Origin of the sequence: Microbispora sp. H10949, from assembly GCF_014161435.1 — a bacterium.
GTDB lineage: Bacteria > Actinomycetota > Actinomycetes > Streptosporangiales > Streptosporangiaceae > Microbispora > Microbispora triticiradicis.
In genome coordinates this window covers 351,809-372,829 of the sequence record NZ_JABBWZ010000009.1, presented here as the reverse complement: position 1 = coordinate 372,829, position 21,021 = coordinate 351,809, and the positions used below count along the sequence as shown (strand labels likewise).

17 protein-coding genes are annotated in these 21,021 nt (G+C 70.3%); 5 read left to right on the top strand and 12 right to left on the bottom strand.

Annotation, left to right across the window (positions count from 1 at the left end; genetic code table 11):
* Window positions 1-80: 80 nt before the first annotated feature.
* The gene (locus HHX40_RS24695) at window positions 81-3,104 is read right to left on the bottom strand and encodes an AfsR/SARP family transcriptional regulator (protein ID WP_182882508.1); all 3,024 of its coding nucleotides are present in this window, start codon (window positions 3,102-3,104) and stop codon (window positions 81-83) included.
* Between the two features lie 238 nt (window positions 3,105-3,342).
* Here HHX40_RS24695 and HHX40_RS24690 point away from each other — a divergent pair, with 238 nt between their 5' ends.
* Window positions 3,343-3,879: a hypothetical protein gene (locus tag HHX40_RS24690; protein WP_182882507.1), complete on the top strand. Its 537-nt coding sequence runs from the start codon at window positions 3,343-3,345 to the stop codon at window positions 3,877-3,879.
* An 85-nt stretch (window positions 3,880-3,964) separates the two neighbouring features.
* Here the strand turns inward: HHX40_RS24690 and HHX40_RS24685 are convergent, their stop codons facing one another.
* A complete protein-coding gene (locus tag HHX40_RS24685; RefSeq protein ID WP_182882506.1) occupies window positions 3,965-4,621 on the bottom strand; it encodes a GNAT family N-acetyltransferase in 657 nt (218 codons plus the stop codon).
* A 1,213-nt stretch (window positions 4,622-5,834) separates the two neighbouring features.
* Here HHX40_RS24685 and HHX40_RS24680 point away from each other — a divergent pair.
* Window positions 5,835-7,283 carry an HNH endonuclease signature motif containing protein gene (locus HHX40_RS24680; RefSeq protein ID WP_182882505.1) on the top strand — a complete coding sequence of 483 codons (1,449 nt, stop codon included), beginning with the start codon at window positions 5,835-5,837 and terminating at the stop codon, window positions 7,281-7,283.
* A 166-nt stretch (window positions 7,284-7,449) separates the two neighbouring features.
* Complete coding sequence (gene fabG / locus HHX40_RS24675) at window positions 7,450-8,208, top strand: 3-oxoacyl-ACP reductase FabG (protein ID WP_182882504.1); 759 nt, start codon at window positions 7,450-7,452, stop codon at window positions 8,206-8,208.
* A gap of 7 nt (window positions 8,209-8,215) precedes the next feature.
* Here the strand turns inward: fabG and HHX40_RS24670 are convergent, their stop codons facing one another.
* The 8 genes from HHX40_RS24670 to HHX40_RS24635 form a co-directional block, all read right to left on the bottom strand.
* A complete protein-coding gene (locus HHX40_RS24670) occupies window positions 8,216-8,602 on the bottom strand; it encodes an SCO5389 family protein (protein WP_182882503.1) in 387 nt (128 codons plus the stop codon).
* 44 nt (window positions 8,603-8,646) lie between these two features.
* Window positions 8,647-9,579 (bottom strand): ATP-binding protein, encoded by a 933-nt coding sequence (locus HHX40_RS24665; protein WP_182882502.1) that lies wholly within the window; start codon window positions 9,577-9,579, stop codon window positions 8,647-8,649.
* A 101-nt stretch (window positions 9,580-9,680) separates the two neighbouring features.
* Window positions 9,681-11,207 carry a serine/threonine-protein kinase gene (locus HHX40_RS24660; protein ID WP_182882501.1) on the bottom strand — a complete coding sequence of 509 codons (1,527 nt, stop codon included), beginning with the start codon at window positions 11,205-11,207 and terminating at the stop codon, window positions 9,681-9,683.
* A gap of 77 nt (window positions 11,208-11,284) precedes the next feature.
* Window positions 11,285-11,677 carry an RrF2 family transcriptional regulator gene (locus tag HHX40_RS24655; protein WP_111697623.1) on the bottom strand — a complete coding sequence of 131 codons (393 nt, stop codon included), beginning with the start codon at window positions 11,675-11,677 and terminating at the stop codon, window positions 11,285-11,287.
* A gap of 3 nt (window positions 11,678-11,680) precedes the next feature.
* Entirely contained in the window at window positions 11,681-12,646 is a 966-nt protein-coding gene (locus tag HHX40_RS24650) for a sulfate/molybdate ABC transporter ATP-binding protein (RefSeq protein ID WP_182873180.1), read from the bottom strand.
* Window positions 12,636-13,433: a sulfate ABC transporter permease gene (locus HHX40_RS24645; protein WP_182882500.1), complete on the bottom strand. Its 798-nt coding sequence runs from the start codon at window positions 13,431-13,433 to the stop codon at window positions 12,636-12,638. Before HHX40_RS24645 ends, HHX40_RS24650 begins: the two co-directional genes overlap by 11 nt.
* A complete protein-coding gene (gene cysT, locus HHX40_RS24640; protein ID WP_111697626.1) occupies window positions 13,426-14,247 on the bottom strand; it encodes a sulfate ABC transporter permease subunit CysT in 822 nt (273 codons plus the stop codon). Before cysT ends, HHX40_RS24645 begins: the two co-directional genes overlap by 8 nt.
* Window positions 14,248-14,257: 10 nt before the next feature.
* Entirely contained in the window at window positions 14,258-15,286 is a 1,029-nt protein-coding gene (locus HHX40_RS24635) for a sulfate ABC transporter substrate-binding protein (protein ID WP_182873179.1), read from the bottom strand.
* Between the two features lie 230 nt (window positions 15,287-15,516).
* On the opposite strand from HHX40_RS24635, the gene HHX40_RS24630 reads away from it, so the two are divergent.
* Window positions 15,517-16,464: a hypothetical protein gene (locus HHX40_RS24630; RefSeq protein ID WP_220499508.1), complete on the top strand. Its 948-nt coding sequence runs from the start codon at window positions 15,517-15,519 to the stop codon at window positions 16,462-16,464.
* 17 nt (window positions 16,465-16,481) lie between these two features.
* Here HHX40_RS24630 and HHX40_RS24625 read toward each other — a convergent pair whose 3' ends face one another.
* Both HHX40_RS24625 and HHX40_RS24620 read right to left on the bottom strand, forming a co-directional pair.
* Window positions 16,482-17,897 carry an LCP family protein gene (locus HHX40_RS24625; protein WP_182882498.1) on the bottom strand — a complete coding sequence of 472 codons (1,416 nt, stop codon included), beginning with the start codon at window positions 17,895-17,897 and terminating at the stop codon, window positions 16,482-16,484.
* A 115-nt stretch (window positions 17,898-18,012) separates the two neighbouring features.
* Entirely contained in the window at window positions 18,013-19,026 is a 1,014-nt protein-coding gene (locus HHX40_RS24620) for a LacI family DNA-binding transcriptional regulator (protein ID WP_182882497.1), read from the bottom strand.
* A gap of 198 nt (window positions 19,027-19,224) precedes the next feature.
* On the opposite strand from HHX40_RS24620, the gene HHX40_RS24615 reads away from it, so the two are divergent.
* Window positions 19,225-20,997 carry an ABC transporter substrate-binding protein gene (locus tag HHX40_RS24615; protein ID WP_182882496.1) on the top strand — a complete coding sequence of 591 codons (1,773 nt, stop codon included), beginning with the start codon at window positions 19,225-19,227 and terminating at the stop codon, window positions 20,995-20,997.
* Window positions 20,998-21,021: the final 24 nt, after the last annotated feature.

Sequence of the window (21,021 nt, the reverse complement as noted above, 5' to 3'; positions counted from 1 at the left end):
GGCCGGGCCGATCTCTCCGGGATACTAGAAGGGGCGAGCGCGTGATCAACCACGTCCGGATGAGCCGGTTGGACGACGACCTACGAGTCGACCTGGGTCTGGGTCTGTTCGGCCAGGAGCGCGGCGATGTCGGCGGCCTCGGGCGAGCCGAGCCGGGTGAAGATCTCCAGCGCCTTGTCCAGGGCGTCCCCGCCCCGCGCGGCCTCTCCGACGCCCATGAGGGCCTTGCCGAGCGCGGCCAGTGACTGCGCCTCGCCGTACGGGTGGGTGATCTCACGGCTGACCGTGAGGGCCTCCTCGGCGTGCCGGGCGGCCTCGGCGTAACGACCGGCGGCGATGAAGGTAGCGGCGAGCCGGTAGCACACCCGCTGCTCCCAGACCCGCTGGTTGCTCGCGCGGAAGAAGGCCAGGCACTCGGCGTGATGGACGACGGCCTCGTTGAGCCGCCCGACGTGCGACAACACGTTGCCGAGGTGATAGCGCGCCCGGGCCGTCCCGGCGCCGCTGCCGATCTCGGAGAAGACCGCCAGCCCCCGCTCGGCCGCGGCGATGGCGTCGTCGGGCCGGCCGAGACCGAGATGGTCGCGGGCCGAGTAGCACGACGCCAGCGCCTCGCCCGCGGGGTTGCCGACCTCGCGGTAGATCGCCGTGGCCCGGTCGAACCAGTCGAGCGCCTCGGTGTGACGGCGCTGCCGTCCCGCGACCACCGCGAGCGCGTTGCACGTCTCGCCGAGCACGACGTGGTCGCCGGTCTCCTCGCCCAGGGCCCGGGCGGACAGGAAGTGCGACTCCGCCTCGGCCAGCCGGTTCGCGCCGAACAGCACCCGGCCGAGCATGTACCGGCAGCGCATCTCCGCGCGCTGCTCGCCCGCGTTCCGCGCGGCCGTCAGCAGCGCGGACACCCGCTGCTCGAACTCGCGCTGGCTGGTGCCCGACTCCAGCAGCGGCTCCAGCGCCAGCAGCAGGTCGGCCGCCGGGAGCAGGTCCTCTCCCGACCCGTACGCCCTGGCCACCGCGGCGAACAGGTTCTCGGCCTCCGCCGACAGCCACGCCACCGCCTCGTCGGCGGAGCCGAAGGAGTGGCCGCGCATGCCCAGGTCGACCAGGTTGTCGGCGACCGCGCTGCCCTCGTACGCGAGCCGGTGCGCCGCGCCCGCCGACGCCAGTGAGAAGCCCAGCAGTCGGCGCAGCGCGAGGGCCCGCGCCCCGGGCTCCTCGGCCGCCTCCGCCTGCCGCCGGGCGAACAGCTTGAGCAGGTCGTGGAACCGGTAGCGGCCCTGCGCGGGCGCCTCCAGCAGGCTGGCGTCCACCAGCGACTCCAGCACGTCCTCGGTCTCGGAGAGGGTGAGGTCGAGCAGGGCCGCCGCCGCGGAGAGCGAGATGTCCGAGCCCTCCGGCAGCGACAGCAGCCGGAACGCCCGGGCCTGCCGGGCGTCGAGCTGGCCGTACCCGAGGGCGAACGTGGCCGAGACCGCCAGGTTCCCGATCTTCATCTCGTCCAGGCGGCGGCGTTCGTCGGCGAGCCGGGGGACGAGCGAGGCCACCGTCCACGACGGGCGGGAGGCGAGCCTGGCGGCGACGATCCGCACGGCCAGCGGCAGGAAGCCGCAGGCGGCCACCACGTCCATCGCGGCCGCGCGCTCGGCCGCCACCCGCTCCGGCCCCGCGACCGCGGCCAGCAGCGACAGCGCCTCGTCGGGCTCCAGCACGTCGAGGTCGACGAGCCGCGCCGCGGGCAGGTCGGCGAGCTTGCCCCGGCTGGTGATGATCGCGGCGCAGCCGGCCGAGCCGGGCAGCAGGTGCTCCACCTGGTCGGCGTCGCGGGCGTTGTCGAGCAGCACCAGCATCCTGCGGTCGGCGAGCAGCGACCGGAACAACGCCGAGCGCTCGGCCAGGCCGTCGGGGATCACGTCCATCGGGATGCCGAGCGCCCGCAGGAACGCGACCAGAGCGGTCTCCGGCGCGGTGGGCTCGACGCCGTACCCGCGCAGGTCGGCGTAGAGCTGGCCGTCGGGGAACAGGTCCTCCGCGAGATGGGCCACGTGGACGGCCAGGGTCGTCTTGCCGACGCCGCCGATGCCCGACATCGCCGCGATCGGCACCCCCTCGGCCGTGCCGCCGGCCAGGCCCTCGCCGCGCAGCAGCGCGAGCAGCCGGTGCACCAGGCGCGTGCGCCCGGTGAAGTCGGTGATCGCCGCGGGAAGCTGCGCCGGTCTCGGCATCTCGACCATCGGGCCGTGACCCGGGCCGGTCTCCCCGTCCCCGTTCTCGTCCCAGGCGTCGTCGTGCTGCGACAGCCGTACGGGAGGGGACGCGGGGGCGAGCGAGGGATCGGCGGCGAGGATGCGCCGGTGCATCTCGCTCAGCTCGGCGCCCGGCTCGATGCCGAGCTCGTCCACCAGCGCCTGCCGGGTCTCGGTGAACACCGCCAACGCCTCGGCCTGCCTGCCGCACCGGTAGTAGGCCAGCATGAGCTGGACGCGGATCCGCTCGCGCAGCGGGTGCTCGGCTGCGAGCGCGACCAGCTCAGAGATGATCTCCGCGTGCCGGCCGAGCTCCAGGTCGACCTCCATGAGGGCCTCGACGGCCCCGATGCGGCGCTCGGCCAGCCGGTCGCGCTGGTGCTCGGCGTACGGCCCGACCGCGCCGGCGAGCGGCTCGCCCGACCACAGCCCCAGGGCGCCGCGGAGCCGCCGGGCGGCCTGCTCCACCCGGCCCGCACGGCGGTCCGACTCGGCGGCGGCGCACTCCCGGTCGAATACGGCGAGGTCGAACCGGGCGGGGCCGAGCCGCAGCGCGTACCCCCGGCCCACCGAGGTCAGCAGTTGCGGCGGTGTCCTGGGCGAGCGGCCGGGCTCAAGGACGGTGCGCAGGCGGGAGACGTAGGTGCGCAGCGCGCCTAGCGCACGCGGTGGCGCGTCCTCCCCCCAGACGCCGTCGATCATCTCGGTCGGCGAGACCGCGTGCCCCTCCCGCAGCAGCAACATCGCCAGAATGGAGCGTTGCAGGGGCGTGCCGAGATCGAGTTCGACACCGTCGCGCCACGCCAGGACGGGTCCCAGTACGGCGAAGCGCAGGTCGTCCGAGGTGGCGTGGTCAGGCATGTGGAACCTGTCTCCTGAACGGCAAGATTCGTGAGCAAATGATAGATCGTGCGGCGAGGCGCCCGTATAACGCTCCCGCCGATTTACCAGGGTTCAGCGTGCGTTCAGGTGCTTGAAAGCGGCCTGCAAACCGCCGTCCGGGCGGTGAAAGCGATTTGCAGGCGGAGCGGCTTATCACTGAGACGCAACCCCGACAGCACCCCGCATCGGGGGATCGTCCTCGAACAGGAGAACCGAAATGCGTCGCTCCATCATCCTCGGCCTCGCCGCTGCCACCGCCGTCACCGCCCTCGGGCTGCCGGCCCTCACGACCGCCGCCAGCGCCGCCCCGGCGTCCGCGGCCTCCGCCTCCCACCACGACGACGACTGGGACTACTCCGAGTGGTGGGGCACCTACTGGTCCTCCAACCACCTCGCCAAGGCCAAGGGCCACATCGACGTGAACTACGACGACGAGGAGTCGAACCGGGTCCACGTCACCGGCAAGCTGTACGACCAGGACAACCGCACCTACCGGCACGGCGGCAAGTGCGCCTACATCCGGTTCCGCGTCCAGGACTGGGACGACAGCGAGGACGACTGGTCCTCCAGCTTCAAGTCGTACAAGTACTGCGGCGCCGGCGGCTACAAGCAGATCAACTTCTGGCGCTACGACGTCGCGCAGGTCCAGGCGCAGGTCTGCCAGATCGGTCTGTACAGCAAGTTCCCGGTCAAGTGCGGTGGCTGGCACGAGATCTACAACGCCTACGACGACGAGTACGGCTACGACGTCTGATCGTCCGCCGGCATGACGCGGCCCGTCCCTTCCCGGGACGGGCCGCTCCCTTTTTATGGGCTTTGGATCTGTCTATAGGGGCTTGTCAGGCTGCTTCCGACGCCGGTTCCAGAAGGCCCAGCCTCGCGCGGAGACGCTCGCGTACGGCGGGCCATTCGGGACTCAGGATCGAGTAGTACGCGGTATCTCGGACCGTGTCGTCGGCGCCTCGGCTGTCCGCCCGTCGCACACCGTCCAGGTGTGCGCCGAGGGCCTCGATGGCGGCCCGGGATCGGGTGTTGCGTACGTCTGCCTTGAGGGTGATCCGGTGAACCTGCCAGGTCTCGAAGGCCAGGGAGAGCAACAGGTACTTGCTCTCCCGGTTGACACCGGTGCCCTGGGCCGACGCGGCGAGCCAGGTGTACCCGATGTCCGCGACGGACGGGACCTCGCCCACCGCGCCCTTGGCACCCGGAGGCCAGGGCATCGGGCCCTGCCAGTACTCCAGGTTCATCAGACGGGTGGCACCGACCACGCGGTCGGTGTGCAGCCACCGGATGGCGAAGGGCATCGTGCGGCCCTCCGCCTGCTCAGCCAAGGCGGCCTCCACGTAGGAGGCCATCTCGTCCCGTCCAACGGGAACGCGAGTGAAGGCGTACGTAGAACGGTCTTCACTCGCCGCGGCGACAAGATCGTCGAGCACCGCGAAGCTGAGCGGTTCCAGGCGCACGGAGCGCCCGGACAGGGTGACAAAAGCGGGCATGAGCACATGATGGGGGCTGCTGGGCACGCCTGATGCTAAATGGCACAAGACATCTTGGCGGGGCGTGGGTTAAGGACCGAGCCCGGTAGAGAATCCGCAGGTCAGACGGCTGATCGTCGTTCCTGTTCGCGGGTGCCCAGGGTAAAGTTTCAGCCAAAGATCCGCCGGTCCGCCGAGGAGCGTTCGGCACGATCGGGAGGACGCCTTCTGCGGGGTGTCAAGACCCCCGCCGACAGCACCCGCGACGCCCTTTTCCTGGAGTCTCGTCCTCGGGGTTGCGCCCGGTCGTCACCCGGGTTACGCCGGGCCGTCACCCGGGTTACGCCGGGTCGTGTCAGCACGTTGCGCCCCCGTCCCGCCACCGAATTGCGCCGGGTTCGCCCCACTGGGCTGTGCCCCCGGTCCCGTCGCAGGGTTTCCGGGGGCCTGCCGATGGTGCGGAGAGTTTGTCGGTCGTAGGGGCGAGCCCGTCCTAGGCCTCCTACTTACCTGCACCCGCAAACACGGCTCCCGGCCGGTTTCCGAGGTTCCTTTCCGCTGAAGCCGTGATGACGACGGAGATATGGAATGCGAATGCGTCTTATGGCTCGGGTATCCGAGTTGTGCCGAAATCACCACCTGGCCAGTGGCTCCAACTAACGTATTCGGCTGGTTGCTGTCCGTAACGGCACATGAAAGAATACAGACAGATTTTCGAATGCATCGAGGGGGTGTGATGGACCTGTTCGACGATGGTTCTGACCACCCTCATCGTTCGATTGGTGAGGACGCCGACTGGTGGGACCAGTTGACGGCCGGTTCGCCGCTGTGGTCTTCCGAGGGTTCAGCCGCCCGTGAATTCATCCCGATCGTCGTTCCTGGGGCGCGAGAGCGCGCGAGTCGTAACGACAGCCAGGCGAAGGTGGGCGCTCCCGACGGTGCTCCGGGTAGCGCTTGTGGCGATGTACCCGGCGATGCCCCCGACGGTGTGTCTGATGGCGCTCCTGATGGTGCTCCTGGTGGTTGCTCTGGCGCTGGCTTTGATGACGCGGGCCGGGGTCGGAATGCGGGCCGTGATCGGGATGCCGAGGGTGCACCCAATGGCGCGACGGACGGTGCGCAGAGTGGTGCGCCGGATGGTGCCTTCGACGGTGTCTTCGAGGGTGATCGTGGTGTGGGGTCGTCGTGGGTGGCGGTGGCGGCTGTTGGTGAGGCAGCCCGGGTGGTGGCGCTCGTGTCGGCGCCCGAATCGGCGGAGGTGTGTCTGGCCGAGGCCGAGGAGTTGCTGGCGGCCCGCGACCGCATCACCAGCGCGCTGGCTGCCCGGGTCGGGCGCGTTCACCAGGCTGGGGAGGCGAGGAACCATGGGCATGCCTCCACCAGGTTGTGGCTGCGCTCTGTCGGGGGGATGACCGTCCCGGGTGCGGGCCGGTTGGTGACGATGGGCGTGGAGTTGGGTCGCCTGTCGCGGGTGCGTGAGCGGTTCGCGGAGGGCGGCCTGGCGGAGGGGATCGTGGAGGCGATCTGCACCGCCACCTCCGGGTTGACCGACGAGCAGGCGACCACCGCTGAGCGGATTTTGCTGGAGTTGGCGGGTTCGGCGGGTGCGGCGGAGGTGGCCAAGGCGGGGCGGTATCTGCGGGCGGTGCTGGACCCCGACGGCCACGAGCAGGACGAGCAGGCCGATTTCGACCGCCGGTTCTTCCGGGTGCGGCGGCGCCGGAACGGCGGGCTGGAGGGAGAGTTCTACCTCCCGGTCGAGGCGGCCGCGCGGTTGCAGCACCTGCTGGACGTCTACGCAAAGCCGAAGGCCGAGGGCGACGACCGCACCCCGAGCGTGCGGAACGCCGATGCGTTCATCGCGCTCCTGGAGAACAAGATCGCGGCCGAGCTTCTGGTGCTGGTCACCGCCGAATCCCTCCCCGACGACCCCCCAGCCGACGAACCCTCACGCGAGCCAGCAGGCACTACCCCCTCAGGCGACCCCACAGCCGACCACCCCACCAGCGACCCCTCAGACAGCGACCCACCTGCCGACTGCCTCACCAGCGACCCCTCAGACGCCGACCCGAGCGACGGCCCTGGCCCTGAGCCCGGCTTAGGCGACGACCCCGTTCCCGGCCCTGACGCCTGCGCCGCTGCGGAAGGCGGTGCCTGGCGGGGAGGCAGCGCGTGGCCGGGGGGAGATGCCCGGGTGGGACGCGAGTCTTGGCCAGGGGGCGGTGCCTGGGCGGGGGTGGGGGCGAACGGTCCGCCGGGGGTGTGGTTGCGGGGGTTGCCGGGGTTGATTCTGGCGACCGGGCATCTGCTGCCTGTTGCCAGTGTGCACCGGTTGGCCCGTACCAGCACGTTGGTGCGGATCGTGATGGACGCCGGTGGGCAGGTGCTGGATATGGGCCGCAAGGTGAGGTTGGCCACTCCGGCGCAGCGGCGGGCGGTCTTCGCGCGGTATGCCACCTGCTGGGTGGACGGCTGCCCGCTGCCGTCCACGATGTGCCAGATCGACCACGCCGAGGACTGGTGCAGCGGCGGGCTGACCGACCTCAAGCTGCTGGGACCGGCCTGCCAGTTCCACAACCGCGACCGCTACCGCCAACCCAGCCGCTACACCCGCCGCAAGATCGGAGACGACCGCTGGGCCTTCACCTACCGCAACCCCCGCACCACCCGACTGCGGATATAGAGGCGGGTAGGCGCGTGGGGCTGGACGCGGACAGGTGCGCCCGGCGAAGGTGAGCCACGCGGATGAGCGGCGGCGCGTCTGTGTTGAAGCGCGCCTGTGTTGAAGCGCGCCTGTGGGGGAGCGCTAAGTAAGTTGCTGTGATCGGGCACGGGCGCGGAGGTTGGCGATGGAGCGGTTCGTTGGGAAGTACGCCGTGGTCACCGGTGCGGCGCGGGGGATCGGTGCGGCCACGGCCCGCCGCCTCGCGGCGGAGGGCGCGGTGGTGGCGTGCGTGGACCTCACGGCGGATCGCTGCGCCACGATCGTGGACGAGATCGCGGTCACCGGGGGCAGAGCGGTCGCCTTCGGCGGCGACGTCTCCGACGGCGCCCAGGTGGAGAGCCTCGTGTCGGGGGTGATGGCCGAGTTCGGGCGTATCGATGTGCTGGTCAACAACGCCGGTCTGACGCGGGACAACCTGGTGTTCCGCATGTCGGAGGACGACTGGGACAAGGTGCTCGACGTGAATCTGAAGGGCGCGTTCCTGATGAGCCGGGCGGTGCAGAAACACATGGTGGACCGGAGATCGGGGGCCATCGTCAACCTGTCGAGCCGGTCGGCGCTGGGCAACCGTGGGCAGGCCAACTACTCGGCGGCGAAAGCGGGGATCCAGGGGCTGACCGCGACCCTCGCGATCGAGCTCGGCCAGTTCGGGGTCCGCGTGAACGCGGTCGCGCCCGGTTACGTGGCGACCCCGATGACCGAGGCGACGGCGGTGCGGCTCGGCATGTCGCCGGAGGAGCACCAGGCCGTCGCCTCGCAGTTCGTGCCGTTGCGGCGGGTCGCCCAGCCGACCGAGATCGCGTCGGTGGTGGCGTTCTTCGCCTCCGACGACGCGTCGTACGTCACGGGGCAGACCCTCTATGTCAACGGCGGATCGCAGTAGGGCGTGTTCAGCAGTCGACCAGGCCGGGGCTCTGGTTCAGGATCTGCGCGCGGGGGGTGACGAACTCCCCGTAGGCCTCGGTCGCCGCCGGATCGAAGACCGCGACCCGGTGGCAGTTCTGGAAGGCGAGCCGTACGCCGAAGTGCCTTTCGAGGGCGCCACGCATCGCGTCGCTGGCCAGGCAGCGGAGCAACTGTCCGCGGGAGGCCTCGTCGGGCGGCGGCACCTGGTTGTCGGCGAAGTCGGCTCCGGATCGGTCCCGTTGTTCGATCAGCGCGGTGATGGTCGTCCAGGCGTACGGCAGCGAGTCGCGGACGCAGGCCACGAAGGCCTCGTCGTCCACCTCGCCGGCACGGGCCTGGGCGAGCAGGTTGTCGGGCACGGACAGCGACATGGCTGTTCTCCTCTCGATGTCTTTCGACGAGTTCAGGGTCAGGTTCAGGGGGTGGTGACGGCGGGGCCGTACACGAATTCGGGGTCGATCTGCGCGACCAGGTCTTCGCCGGTGGCGCGGTTCGCCCACGCGCGGGCGTTGCGGGTGTGGAACTCGGCCGCCTGCCTGCCGAACTTCGCCCAGTCCTTGGGCTGCGCGTCGAGCCGGTCGAGCATGGTGGCGAGTGCATGGTGGCCGGTGGGCTCCAGGTCGCCGAGAGTGAACGGCCGGCCCTGCTCCATCGCGCGGACGGCGGGGGAGTGACCGAACCAGGTCAGCAGGTCGTCGCCCACCTGCTCGCGGAGGAAGTCGGCGTCCTCCGGAGAGTGGATCTTGTTGCCCACGACGGCCAGCGGGACGTCGAATCCGGCGGCGTGGTCGCGGTACTGCCGGTAGACGCCGACGCCCTGCCGGGTGGGTTCGGCGACCAGGAAGGTGAGGTCGAACCGGGTGAAGAGCCCGGAGGCGAAGGAGTCGGCCCCGGCGGTCATGTCCACCACGACGTACTCGCCGGGCCCGTCGACCAGGTGATTGAGGTAGAGCTCCACCGCGCCGACTTTGGAGTGGTAGCAGGCGACCCCGAGGTCGTCCTCGCCGAACGGGCCGGTGACCATGAGCGAGACGCCGTCGACGTGGCTGTACGGGAAGAACGGGTCGTCCAGCCGGACCAGGCGGGAGCCGCGCCCGGGGGGAGTCGTCTTCACCATGGACGCCGCGTCACGGATGCGGGGATTGTCGCCCCGCAGGTAGTCCTTGATCTCGGTCAGCATCCCGCCCAGCGGGTGAGGCTGCCCGGGAGCGCCCAGGGCCAGGCCGAGATGCTGGTTGATGTCCGCGTCGATCGCGACGACCGGTCCCCGCCGCGTCGCATACCTCGCGAACAGCGACGACAGGGTCGTCTTCCCGCTTCCGCCCTTGCCCACGAACGCCACTCTCATGGCGTCACCCCCCGCTCGGTAACCACACTAGGAAATGAAAACCGTTGTCACTTTCGGTCGTGGCTCATCATGGCACATCCGCCAGGGCGGGGAGGGGATTTTCAGCTCGCGGCGGGCGGCTGGAAGAGCGAGAGCACTTTGACCAGGGTCGGGCGCAGGGTGTCCCAGTCGGAGGCCCGGGTGGTCCAGGTCAGCACGCTGGTCGTCGTGCCCGTCGAGATCACCCGTCGGTACTGGTGATATCCGACTCCCTTGACCAGATGGTCACCCGCCGGCGCCTTCCGCGGCTTCCAGGTGAACTCCCAGTCGGCGGTGGGCCCGTACGGGCTGGTCACGGGCTTGAGCCGGAGTTTGCGGTAGCTCTTGGCGGTCGGCAGGAAGATGGCCTCGGCCTCGCCGAGCGCCGCGAGGGGATCGGTGCCGCTCTGCGCGGTCACCTCGATGACGAGCGCCGCCGCGTCGTCCGGGGCACGCCAGGCGATGGTGTACGGCTGGTCCTCGCGGGTCCAGTCGCGGGGCACGCCGGCCCGCCAGCCGGCGTCCGAGCGGTACCACTTCAACTTGAGCCGCGGCGCGGGAGCAGCGGAGGCCGAGCCGGAGACGGGCACGGCGTCCGGTCCGGTGACAGAGGCCGGGACAGTGGCCGGGACGGTGGCAGGGGCGGCAGGCGTCGTGACAGGGGCGGCCGGAGGGGCGGCGGCCCGGCCTTCGGCACCGGGGCGCAGCACCGCCCAGCCGCCCACCGCACAGGCGACCAGCACGGCCGCCGTGACGCCCGCGACCAGCCGGGCCCGGCCGAGGCTCCGCCGTACGGGGGGAGCGGGAGCCGGTGGCTCGGCCTCGGCGAGCAGCCGGTCGGCGGTCTCCGCGTCGATCCGCCGCCGCGGGTCCCGGGCGAGGAGCCCGGTCAGTACGGTGCGAAGCTCCTCGGGGACCTCTCCCAGCGGATGCGACGGCGGCCGGCCGGTGACCGCGAGATGGAGGGTGGCGCCCAGCGACCACAGGTCGGCGGCGATCGTGCGGGGGTCGTCCGCGGAACGTTCCGGAGCGAGGAAGTCCTCCGGATCCCGGCCGGCAGTCGCAGCAGTGGGAACAGCAGCGGGGTCGCGGCGGGTGCGGGCGAAGGCCGGGTCGGTGGTGAACATGGAGACGCCGAAGTCGGCGAGCAGCACCCGGCCGTCATGACCGACGAGGACGTTGGCCGGCCGGACGTCGCCGTGCCGTACGCCGGCCGCGTGGGCGTGGGCCAGCGCGGACAGGACCTTTCGGGCGATCGGCGCGGCCTGCGCGGGCGTGAGCGGGCCGTCGCCCGCGACCATCCCGTCGAGCGAGCGGGACCGGACCAGCTCCATCACGATGTAGGGAGCGCCGTCCTCCTCGGCCACGTCGTGGACGGCGGCGATGTGCGGATGGCGCAGCCCTTCGGCCTGCCGGGCCTCCCGGGCGATCTTGTGGACGAGCCGCAGTCGCGCGGTCTCGCCCAGGCCCGGGGGCAGCAGCACCTCCCGGACCGCCACGGGCCGGTCGAGCAGGGTGTCGTGCCCCTCCCAGACGACCCCGGTGCGGCCACGGCCGAGAGCGCGGACCAACCGGTATCGCTTGACGATGAGCCGCCCAGCAGCACCCATCTCGCCCGCCCTCTACGCCTGGCACGTTTCACCTTGAATGCGGAGTCTTGCACAACTAACCGGGCGAATAGCGGTGATTAGAGGGGCGGAAGTGAACCGGCCGCGATGTGGGCGAGGGTGACCTCCGTGAGCGTCGCCTGCTCGTGGTCGCGCAGCGCCGTCCAGACGTCGGCGAGCGGCCCGGCGACGCCGTGGAAATCCTCGTTGTCCTGCGGCGCTCCCTCGACGATGAGCACGACGTCGGCGAGCGTGATCTCCGTGGCGGGCCGGGCCAGCCAGTAGCCGCCCTCTGGTCCCCGCTGGCTGTGGATGAGACCGGCCCGCCGCATCTGCAACAGGATGTTGTCGAGGAAACGCCGGGGAATGCCCTGGGCCGACGCGATCCGCTCGGCCGGGACGGGCCCCGGCGCCGCCGCGGCCAGTTCGGCGGCGGCGCGCAGGGCGTACTGGGTCCTGACGGAAAGCCGCATTTCTCACACGGCACTGAGGACCAGGGACCGGGCCCCGGGAGAGGGCTTGAGGTGCACCGTGTCGCCGGGCGACAGCGCGAGCCGGTCGGCCTGCTCACGCGTCACCTGGACCCACGCCTCCTCCGTGCCGATCTTCACCTCCACGCGTACCTCGAAGCCGAGCCGTACGACGCGGGAGACCACGGCGGGGGACCCGCCCTCGACCGGGCCGGAGCTGATCTCGATGTCGTGCGGGCGGACCAGGCTGCCCCCGATCTCGGTGACCGGGCCGAGGAAGCGCATCACGAACGGGTTGGCGGGGTTGTCGTACACCTCGCCCGGGCTGCCGGCCTGCACGACCTCTCCGTTGGCCAGCACCACGATCGTGTCGGCGACCTCGATGGCCTCCTCCTGGTCGTGGGTGACGAAGACGGTGGTGACGTGCACCTCGTCGTGCAGCCGGCGCAGCCAGGCCCGCAACTCCTTGCGCACCTGCGCGTCGAGGGCGCCGAACGGCTCGTCGAGCAGCAGCACCTCCGGTTCCACCGCGAGCGCCCGGGCCAGGGCCATGCGCTGACGCTGGCCGCCGGAGAGCTGCGACGGGTAACGGTCGGCCAGCTTCTCCAGGTGGACCAGCTCCAGCAGTTCCATGACCCGCTTGCGGATCTCGTCCTTGGGCCGCTTGCGGATCTCCAGGCCGAAGGCCACGTTGCGGAAGACCGACAGGTGCTTGAAGGCGGCGTAGTGCTGGAACACGAAGCCGACGTTGCGACGCTGGGGCGACAGGCGGGTGGCGTCGACGCCGGAGATCCGGACGGTGCCGGTGTCGGGCCGTTCGAGTCCGGCGATCACCCGCAGCAGCGTCGACTTCCCCCCGCCGCTCGGGCCGAGCAGGGCGGTGAGCGACCCCGACTCGACGTCCACGGACACGTCGCGCAGGACCGGGGTGGCCCCGAACGACTTGTTCACGTCGCGTACCTCAATTGCCATCGGACAGATCCTTCGGGCGCAGGAACTTGGTGAGCAGCAGGGTGACCACGGCGATCAGGGCGAGGGCCGTGGCGGCGGCGAACGCGGCCGGCTGGTCGAAGTTCTGGAACCGCTCCTCCACGAACAGCGTCAGCGTCTGGGTCTGGTCCACGAGGCGGCCCGAGACCACCGCGACCGCGCCGTACTCGCCGAGCGAACGGGCCAGGCAGAGCACGACGCCGTAGCCGAGGGCCCAGCGGATGCCGGGGAGCGTGATGCGGACGAACGACTGGAGGCGGCTCGCGCCCAGCGTGTGCGCGGCCTGCTCCTGCTCGTCGCCGAGCTCCTCCAGCACCGGCACGATGGCCCGTACGACCAGGGGCAGCGCGACGAACACCGTGGCCAGCACCATGCCGGGGGTGGAGAAGATCACTTGGATGCCCCAGCTCTCCAGCAGGCCGCCCGCGGGGGAGAACCGGCCGTACACGAGGATGAGCGCGAGCCCGACGACGACCGGCGAGACGGCCATCGGCAGGTCGATGAACGCTCCGAGCAGCCGCTTGCCGGGGAACTCGTGCCGCACGAGCAGGAGCGCGGCGCCGACGCCGAAGACCGTGTTGGCCACGACCGCCCAGGCGGCGACCGTGATCGTCACCTTGAAGGCGTGTACGGCCGACGGCGAGGTCAGGGCTTCGACGAACGGGCCGAGCCCGTCCCCGAAGGTCCGCCAGATGATCAGTCCGACCGGCAGGACCAGCAGGAACAGGATGTAGGCGACGGCGGTCAGGCGCAGGACGTGCTTAGCCACGGCGGCTCCCCCATCGCTGCAGGACGTCGAGTGCGATCAGCGCGACCAGGGCCACCACGAGCAGGACCGTCGCGATCGCCGCCGCGCCCGTCATGTTGTCGCCCTCGATCTGACTGAAGAGGTTCACCGCCGCGACCTGCGTCTTGAACGGCAGGTTGCCGGAGATCAGCACGGTCGAGCCGAACTCCGCGATGGCCCGGGTGAAGGCGAGCGCGGTGCCCGACAGCATCGCGGGAAGCAGGTTCGGCAGGATGATCCGGCGGAAGGTCTGGAACGGCCGGGCGCCGAGGGACGCCGCGGCCTGCTCCATCTCCCCGTCCAGTTCCAGCAGGACCGGCTGCACCGTACGGACGACGAACGGCAGCGTGACGAACATCAGCGCCAGCACGACGCCGGCCCTGCTGTAGGCCAGGTTGATCCCGAGCGGGGACTGCGGGCCGTACAACGCGAGCAGGACGAGACCGGCCACGATCGTCGGCAGCGCGAACGGCAGGTCGATGATCGTGTCGAGGACCGCCCTGCCCGGGAAGCGGTCACGGACCAGCACCCAGGCGATGAGCGTGCCCATGACGAGGTTGACCACGGCCACGAGGGCGGACGCGCCGATCGTCAGCGTGAGCGCCGCCCAGGCGTCGGGGGTGGTGACCGAGCGCCAGAAGTAGCCGGGGCCCTCGTCGGCCGACCGCCACACCACGGCGGCCAGCGGGATCAGCACGATCAGGCTCAGGTAGAGCACCGCGGTCCCGAGGCCGGCGGCGGTGCCGCCGGCCAGACGCCGGGACGGCCGCACTCCTACAGCGGCGTCGACGCTCATTTCCCAGTGCTCACTTCTCGGTGGCCACGCCGAGCTTGCGCTCGATGTCCGCGACCTTGCCGGTCTTGGAGTCGAAGAACTCGGTGGTGATCTTGTCCCAGCCGCCGAGGTCCTGGATGGTGAACAGCTGCGGCGGGGTGGGCCAGTCGAAGCCGGTCACCCCGTCGGCGACCGGGCGGTAGCCGTTCTTCGCGAAGATCGTCTGGGCCTCGACCGAGTAGAGGTACTTGAGGAAGGCCGCGGCCTCCGCGGGGTGCGCGCTGTTCTTCGTCACGGCGACCGGGTTCTCGATGAGGAGCGTGGCGTCGGGAACCGTGTAGTCGAGCTCCTGGCCGTTCTGCCGGGCGAAGATCGCCTCGTTCTCGTACGTGAGGATCGCGTCGCCCTTGCCGCCGGTGAAGGTCTGCAGCGACTTGCGGCCGCTGTCGTCCTGGACCGGCACGTTCTTGAGCAGCGAGTCGAGATAGGTGAGCCCGGCGGCCTGGTCGGCGCCCTTGTCCGACTTCGCACCGTAGCCCGCGAGCAGGTTCCAGCGGGCGCCGCCGGAGGTGAAGGGGTTCGGGGTGATGACCTCGACTCCCGGCTTGATCAGGTCGTCCCAGGTCTTCAGACCCTTCGGGTTGCCCTTGCGGGTGCCGATCACGACGACGGACCTGGTCAGGATGCCCTTGCTGGGTCCGGCGGTGGGGCCGGAGTTCCAGTCCGCCGCGACGATGCCGGCCTTCACGAGCCGGGTGATGTCGGTCTCCAGGGAGAACTCGACGATGTCCGCCTTGAGGCCGTTGGCCACGGCCCGGCTCTGGTCGCCGGACGCGCCGAACGACTGGGTGAAGGTGATGTTCTTGCCCTCGGGCGTCTTCTGGAACGCCGCGATGATGTCCTTGAACGCCGCCTGGGGGGTGGAGTAGGCGACCAGCGCCAACTGGACCTTGCCTCCGCCGTCGCCCCCGCCGGCGTTGTCGCCTCCCCCGCAGGCGGTGACCAGGGTGGACGTCGCCACGACGGCGGCTGCGATGGCCCCGAGCCTGCGCACTTTCATGCCTTGCCTCTATTCCTACCATGTCAGTCGGTTTAGTCGATATTAAAGACCGTTCCAGAGATTCCGTCAACTCCGATGGGTTTGCTGGGTTTGAGGTTGGAGTGACGGCAAAGATTCCAGTGATTGCTGTGAAATTTCCGGACAAGCGGTGTCGAGAGGTGCTAGGAACGTTCGCTGGGGGGACAGGACCTGATCCCCTCAGCTCACCTATGACGTACGGAAGGACCCTCATGCACGACCCGGCCGAGGGCGAGGACGCCCACGAGCAGACCGGCCCGCTGGTACGGCCGTACATCGCGGGCGAGGCCCGGCACGACGCCGAGGGAGACCGGTTCTGGTCGGAGGAGCACGACGAAGCGGCCCTCGCCGCCGCACAGGGGCAGACACAGGGGCAGACACAGGGGCAGACACGGGGGCGGACAGAGGGACAGACCGCACAGGGCGAACAGGCCGATCACGGCGACGTGCTGGCGGAGGACTGGCGTCCGGAGACCGAAAAGCCCGCGGAAAGGCCCGCGACCGTCGTCCTGGAGTCCTCGGGCAGCGAGCCCCGGGGTTTCCTGGGCTCGGGCTGGCGCAGCGCGCCCGATCCCGAGGACTCCGAGGAGGACGCCTATGGGAACGAGGAGGAGTCGCGGCGCGGCGGCATGCTGCTGCGGGCCGGCCTGATCGGTGTCGGCGTCGTCGCCGCGATCTGGGCCCTCGCCCTGTGGGTGGGCAGCCCAGCCGAACCGCCCTGTAGTGCGAGAGGCGCGGGAGGCGCGGGCTGCGCGGCCGGCGCACCCGCGACGTCCCCGACGCAGGCTCCGGACAGTGCATCCGGCGACGACGCGGCGCTCGCCGAGCCCGGGGCGGGTGACGACGGTCCCTCGTCCGGCGGGCCGACGACCGCACCCACCACCGCGCCCACCCCCGGACCGGCCACCGCGGCGCCGTCCCGTGACACATCGGCCCGCGACCAGGATTCCGGGCGGCGAGCCACCACCTCTCCGCGTCCGGCCCGGTCACGCGGCCCGGTGCGGTCGCAGGCTCCGGTGGCGGTGGACGAGCCGACCGAGGCGCCGACGACCGTCGCCCCCACGACAGAGCCGACGGCCGAGCCCACCACCGCTCCCGCACCCGCCCCCACCCAGGAGGCGCCCCGCCGCGGCGGAGGCCTGCTGGACATATTGTTCTAGCTCAGCAGGCCGTTGGATCAGGACGCCGTGCAGCTGTCCTGGGTCGCGTCGAAGCCCTCCACGTCGTCGAGCGTCTTGGGGGGCTTCATCCCCTGCCAGTCGGCGCCGATCCCCAGCACGAGGGCCTGCGTGGTGGACGTGCGGACCAGGTGGGACCGCGTCTTCTTGAGTTCGCGGTACAACCGCGACGCCCGGCCCTCGCCGTTGGCGGAGTAGGCCACGGTGGTCTTCGCGTACGGCCTGGGCGCCTGCTCGACCTTCACGATGTGGTAGCCGCGCTGCTCCAGTTCTGCGGCCACCTCGGTGCCGAGGCCCTGCCTGCCGCTGCCGTTGCGCACCAGGATGTGGATCTGCGACTTGGGGATCTTCTGCTCGCCGCTGCGCACGTTCTTGGCGATCTGGTCGGCGGCGACCATGGTGAACAGGCGCCTGGCCTGGGGCTGCACCCACTCGACCCGGCCGGGGCTGGTGACCGAGTAGCGCCAGGGGGTGGTGACGAAGCGGATCTGCCCGGCCGTCAGGCCCTTCGCGCTCACCGCGAGGTCCTTCATCACGCCGATCGTGAGGTCGGGGTCGGTGGTGATCGCCTTGGTCACGGCGTCGAGAAACCCGAACAGCGTCGCGGGGTCGATCAGCGTCTCGCCGCTCATCGCCTTCTTGGCCATCGAGGCGAGGAACATCTGCTGCCGCTGGATCCGGCCGATGTCGGAGCCGTCGCCGAGCGAGTAGCGGGCGCGGACGTACCCGAGGGCCTGCTCGCCCTTGAGCACCTGCCTGCCGGCGGGCAGGGTGAGCAGCGCCTTCTTGTCGTGGACGGGCTGCGGCAGGCAGACCGGCACGCCGCCCAGCGCGTTCACCATCGCCTTGAAGCCGGTGAAGTCGACCTTCACGAAGTGGTCGATGCGGATCCGGGTCAGCTGTTCGATCGTCCTCCAGGTGCAGCCGATGCCGCCGGAGTTGAACGACTCGTTGATCATCCCGACGTGTGGCCGCTGGCCCGGGAGCCGGTCGCCCTTGGCGGGACACGCCGGTAACTGGACGAGCGAGTCGCGGGGGAAGCTGATCAGGACCGCGCCGTCCCGGTTCGGGGAGATGTGCGCCAGGATGATCGTGTCCGTGCGCTCGCCCGGGAACCGGCCGTATCTGGCGTTCGCGCCGTCACGCTGGTCGGAGCCGACGATCAGCACGTTGAGCGCTTTGCTGATCTTCTGGGGTCGCGCGTCGCCGAGGTCCTGCTTGGTCACCGCCTCGTGCCGGACGTTGCCGGTCAGCTTGACGTACTGACCGGCGGTGGCCGTGACGGCGCCGATCAGCACGCCCAGCACGCCCGAAAGGCCCACCCACAGCCAGGCCCGCCACTTCGGCGGCGTCCGGGGAGGTGGCGCCGGGAGGTCCTCCGCCGGGGGGGCGGGACGGACGTCGACGTGACCCACTGTCGTGCTCCTGGGGGTCGGACCAGGGCTTCCCGCCTGGTCTAGAGCCGGCTACGGCAAACGGGGCCAAGTGTAGCGATCTTCCCTGAACGCCACCTTCCAAATGCGTGAACCGTCAGGCGGGCGGGGCCGTGCTGCCCCGGGTGGTGAGGCGCGGGGGCTCGTCCTCCAGCGGCCTGGTGTCCGCGCCGTCGATCAGCGACAGCAGCCGCTGCGCCGCGTGCCCGCCGTACGCCGGGATGTCGCGGGCGACCACGGTCAGCGGCGGCCGGACGACCTGGCAGAGCGGGGAGTCGTCCCAGGCGACGATGGACAGGTCGGCGGGCACGTCGAGCCGCATCTCCTGGGAGACGGACAGACCGGCCACGGCCATGATGTCGTTGTCGTAGACGATCGCGGTGGGGCGGTCGGGCGAGCTGAGCAGCCGGCGGGTCGCCCGGGCCCCCTCCTCGCCGGTGTAGTCGGTGTGCACCGTGGGGCAGACGTCGAGGCCGAGGCCGGCGCAGACGTCGGTGAACGCGCGGTCGCGGATGACCGTGTGGACGAGCCGCGGCAGACCGGCGACGCGGGCGATGCGCCGGTGCCCGAGCGCGGCGAGATACTCCACCGTCTCCCGTACGGCCGCGCCGTCGTCGGCCCAGACCGGCAGGAGCGACCCGGCGGCCGAGGGGTGCCCGATCACGACGACGGGCATGCCCATCTCCTCGATCTCCGGCACCCGGGGGTCGTCGAGGTGGAGGTCGACGAGGATCGCGCCGTCCACCCGGCCCTCTCCCCACCAGCGGCGGTAGACGCCCATCTCCGTCTCGTGGTCGCCGACCACCTGGAGCAGTAACGCGTACGAACGGGCCGAGAGCTCGGCCTCGATGCCGCTGATCAGCTCCATGAAGAACGGCTCGACGCCGAGGAAGCGGGCGGGCCGGCACAGGGCGAGGCCCACCGCGTGCGCGCGGGCGCCGTTGAGCGCGCGGGCGGCGATGTTCGGCCGCCAGCCGATCTCGTCGGCGATGGCCAGGATGCGCGCCCTGGTGGCCTCCGACACCCCCGGCTGGCCGTTCAGGGCGTACGACACCGCCCCCTTGGAGACTCCCGCCTGGCGTGCGATGTCCGCGATGGTCGGTCTTCTCACGTGTCCCCTCGGGCTGAACCGGTCCAGTGGCTGTCAGCTTACTACCGTTACTTTGCCTCCATCTTCTTCCTATTGACACCACCGACGCCCGGATTTTACGGTTTCGGCACTTATCCGGTTCAGCAGTAACGAGCCGTAGCAACATCGGGGCCTGGATGCAGACCCCGCGCGGCGTCGCGTGGGGGAAGGAGAGACACCATGCGAAACCGAGCGCGGTTTCTTGTACCGGTGCTGGTGACCGGCTTATTAGGCGCGGCCTGCTCGAGCGGCGGGTCGACGGCCCCGGGCGGCGCGACGGGAGGGGCCGCGGGAGGAGCGGCCGCCCCGGCGGCGGGCGGCAGCGGTGGTGGAGCCTTCCCCCGCAACCAGACCCTCTACACCAGCGGCACCCAGTGGGGCCCCCCGGCGAACTGGAACCCCCTGCGCGAATGGGACTTCGCCACCGGCACCAAGGGCCTGGTCTACGAGACGCTGTTCATGTACGACCCGAACACCGACAAGTTCTCGCCCTGGCTGGCCGAGAGCGGCGACTGGACCGGCGGCCTGGAGTACACGCTCAAGCTGCGTAAGGGCATCACCTGGTCGGACGGCAAGCCCTTCACCGCCGACGACGTCATCTTCACCTTCGAGCTCGGCAAGTTCGAGACCGTTCCCTACCACCCGCTGTGGTCGTGGATGAAGTCCGCCGACAAGGTCGACGACTACACGGTGAAGTTCACCTTCACCACGGCCAACTACCAGGAGTGGGCCAACCACCTCTACAGCCGGGCCATCGTCCCCAAGCACCTGTGGGAGAGCAGGTCGGAGGACGAGGTGATGAACGGGATCAACGAGAAGCCCATCGGCACCGGGCCGTACGCCTACCAGTCGCACGACCAGGACCGCATGGTCTGGGTCAAGCGCGACGGATGGTGGGCGACCAAGGCGCTGAACAAGGACGTCAAGCCGAAGTACGTCGTCGACATCGTCAACTCCAGCAACGAGGTCGCGATGGGCCTGCTGCTGCAGAAGGGCCTCGACCTCAGCGTGAACTTCCTGCCGGGCATCGCGAATCTGGTCAAGGGCAACTTCGGCATCAAGACCTACTACGACCAGCCGCCGTACATGCTGTCGGCGAACACGGCGTGGCTGTGGTTCAACACCACCAAGAAGCCGATGGACGACAAGGAGTTCCGCAGGGCGGTCGCCTACTCGATCGACACCAAGAAGATCGTCGAGGGCGTCTACGGCAACCTGGTCAAGGCCTCCGACCCGACCGGCCTGCTGCCGCAGTGGGACAAGTACATCGACAAGAACGTCACCTCCCAGATGGGCTTCTCCTACAACCCCGACAAGGCCAAGCAGCTGCTGGCCGACGCCGGGTACAAGGACCGCAACGGCGACGGGCTGGTGGAGTCGCCGAGTGGCGCCAAGATCTCGCTGAAGCTCATCGTGCCCGCCGGGTGGACCGACTGGATGGAGGCCGCCCGGGTCATCAGCTCCAGCGCCAAGGCGGCCGGTATCGACGTCGAGGCCGACTTCCCCGACTACAACGCGCTCGTCGACATTCGCAACTCCGGGAAGTACGACATGGTCATCAACAACGACAAGCAGCTCGCGAACACCCCCTGGCTGTACTACGACTACCTGTTCCGCCTGCCGGTGCAGAAGCTGCAGACCACGACGAACTACGGCCGGTACGAGAACAAGCGGGCGTGGGAGCTCACCCAGCAGCTCGACCAGGTCAAGCCCGAGGACCTGGAGGGCATGAAGAAGATCACCTCGGAGCTGCAGAAGATCCAGCTGGACGACATGCCCGTCATCCCCCTCTGGTACAACGGCCTGTGGTCGCAGACCACCAACTCGGTCTGGAAGAACTGGCCGACCAGTGCGCAGGGCACGCCGAAGTACCCGCCGACGGTGTGGCGCAACTGGCTGGAGATGGGCGGCACGCTCATGCTCACCGAACTCCAGCCGGCCTCCGGCGGCTGATCTTTTCGCGCCCCCTTCCCCCGC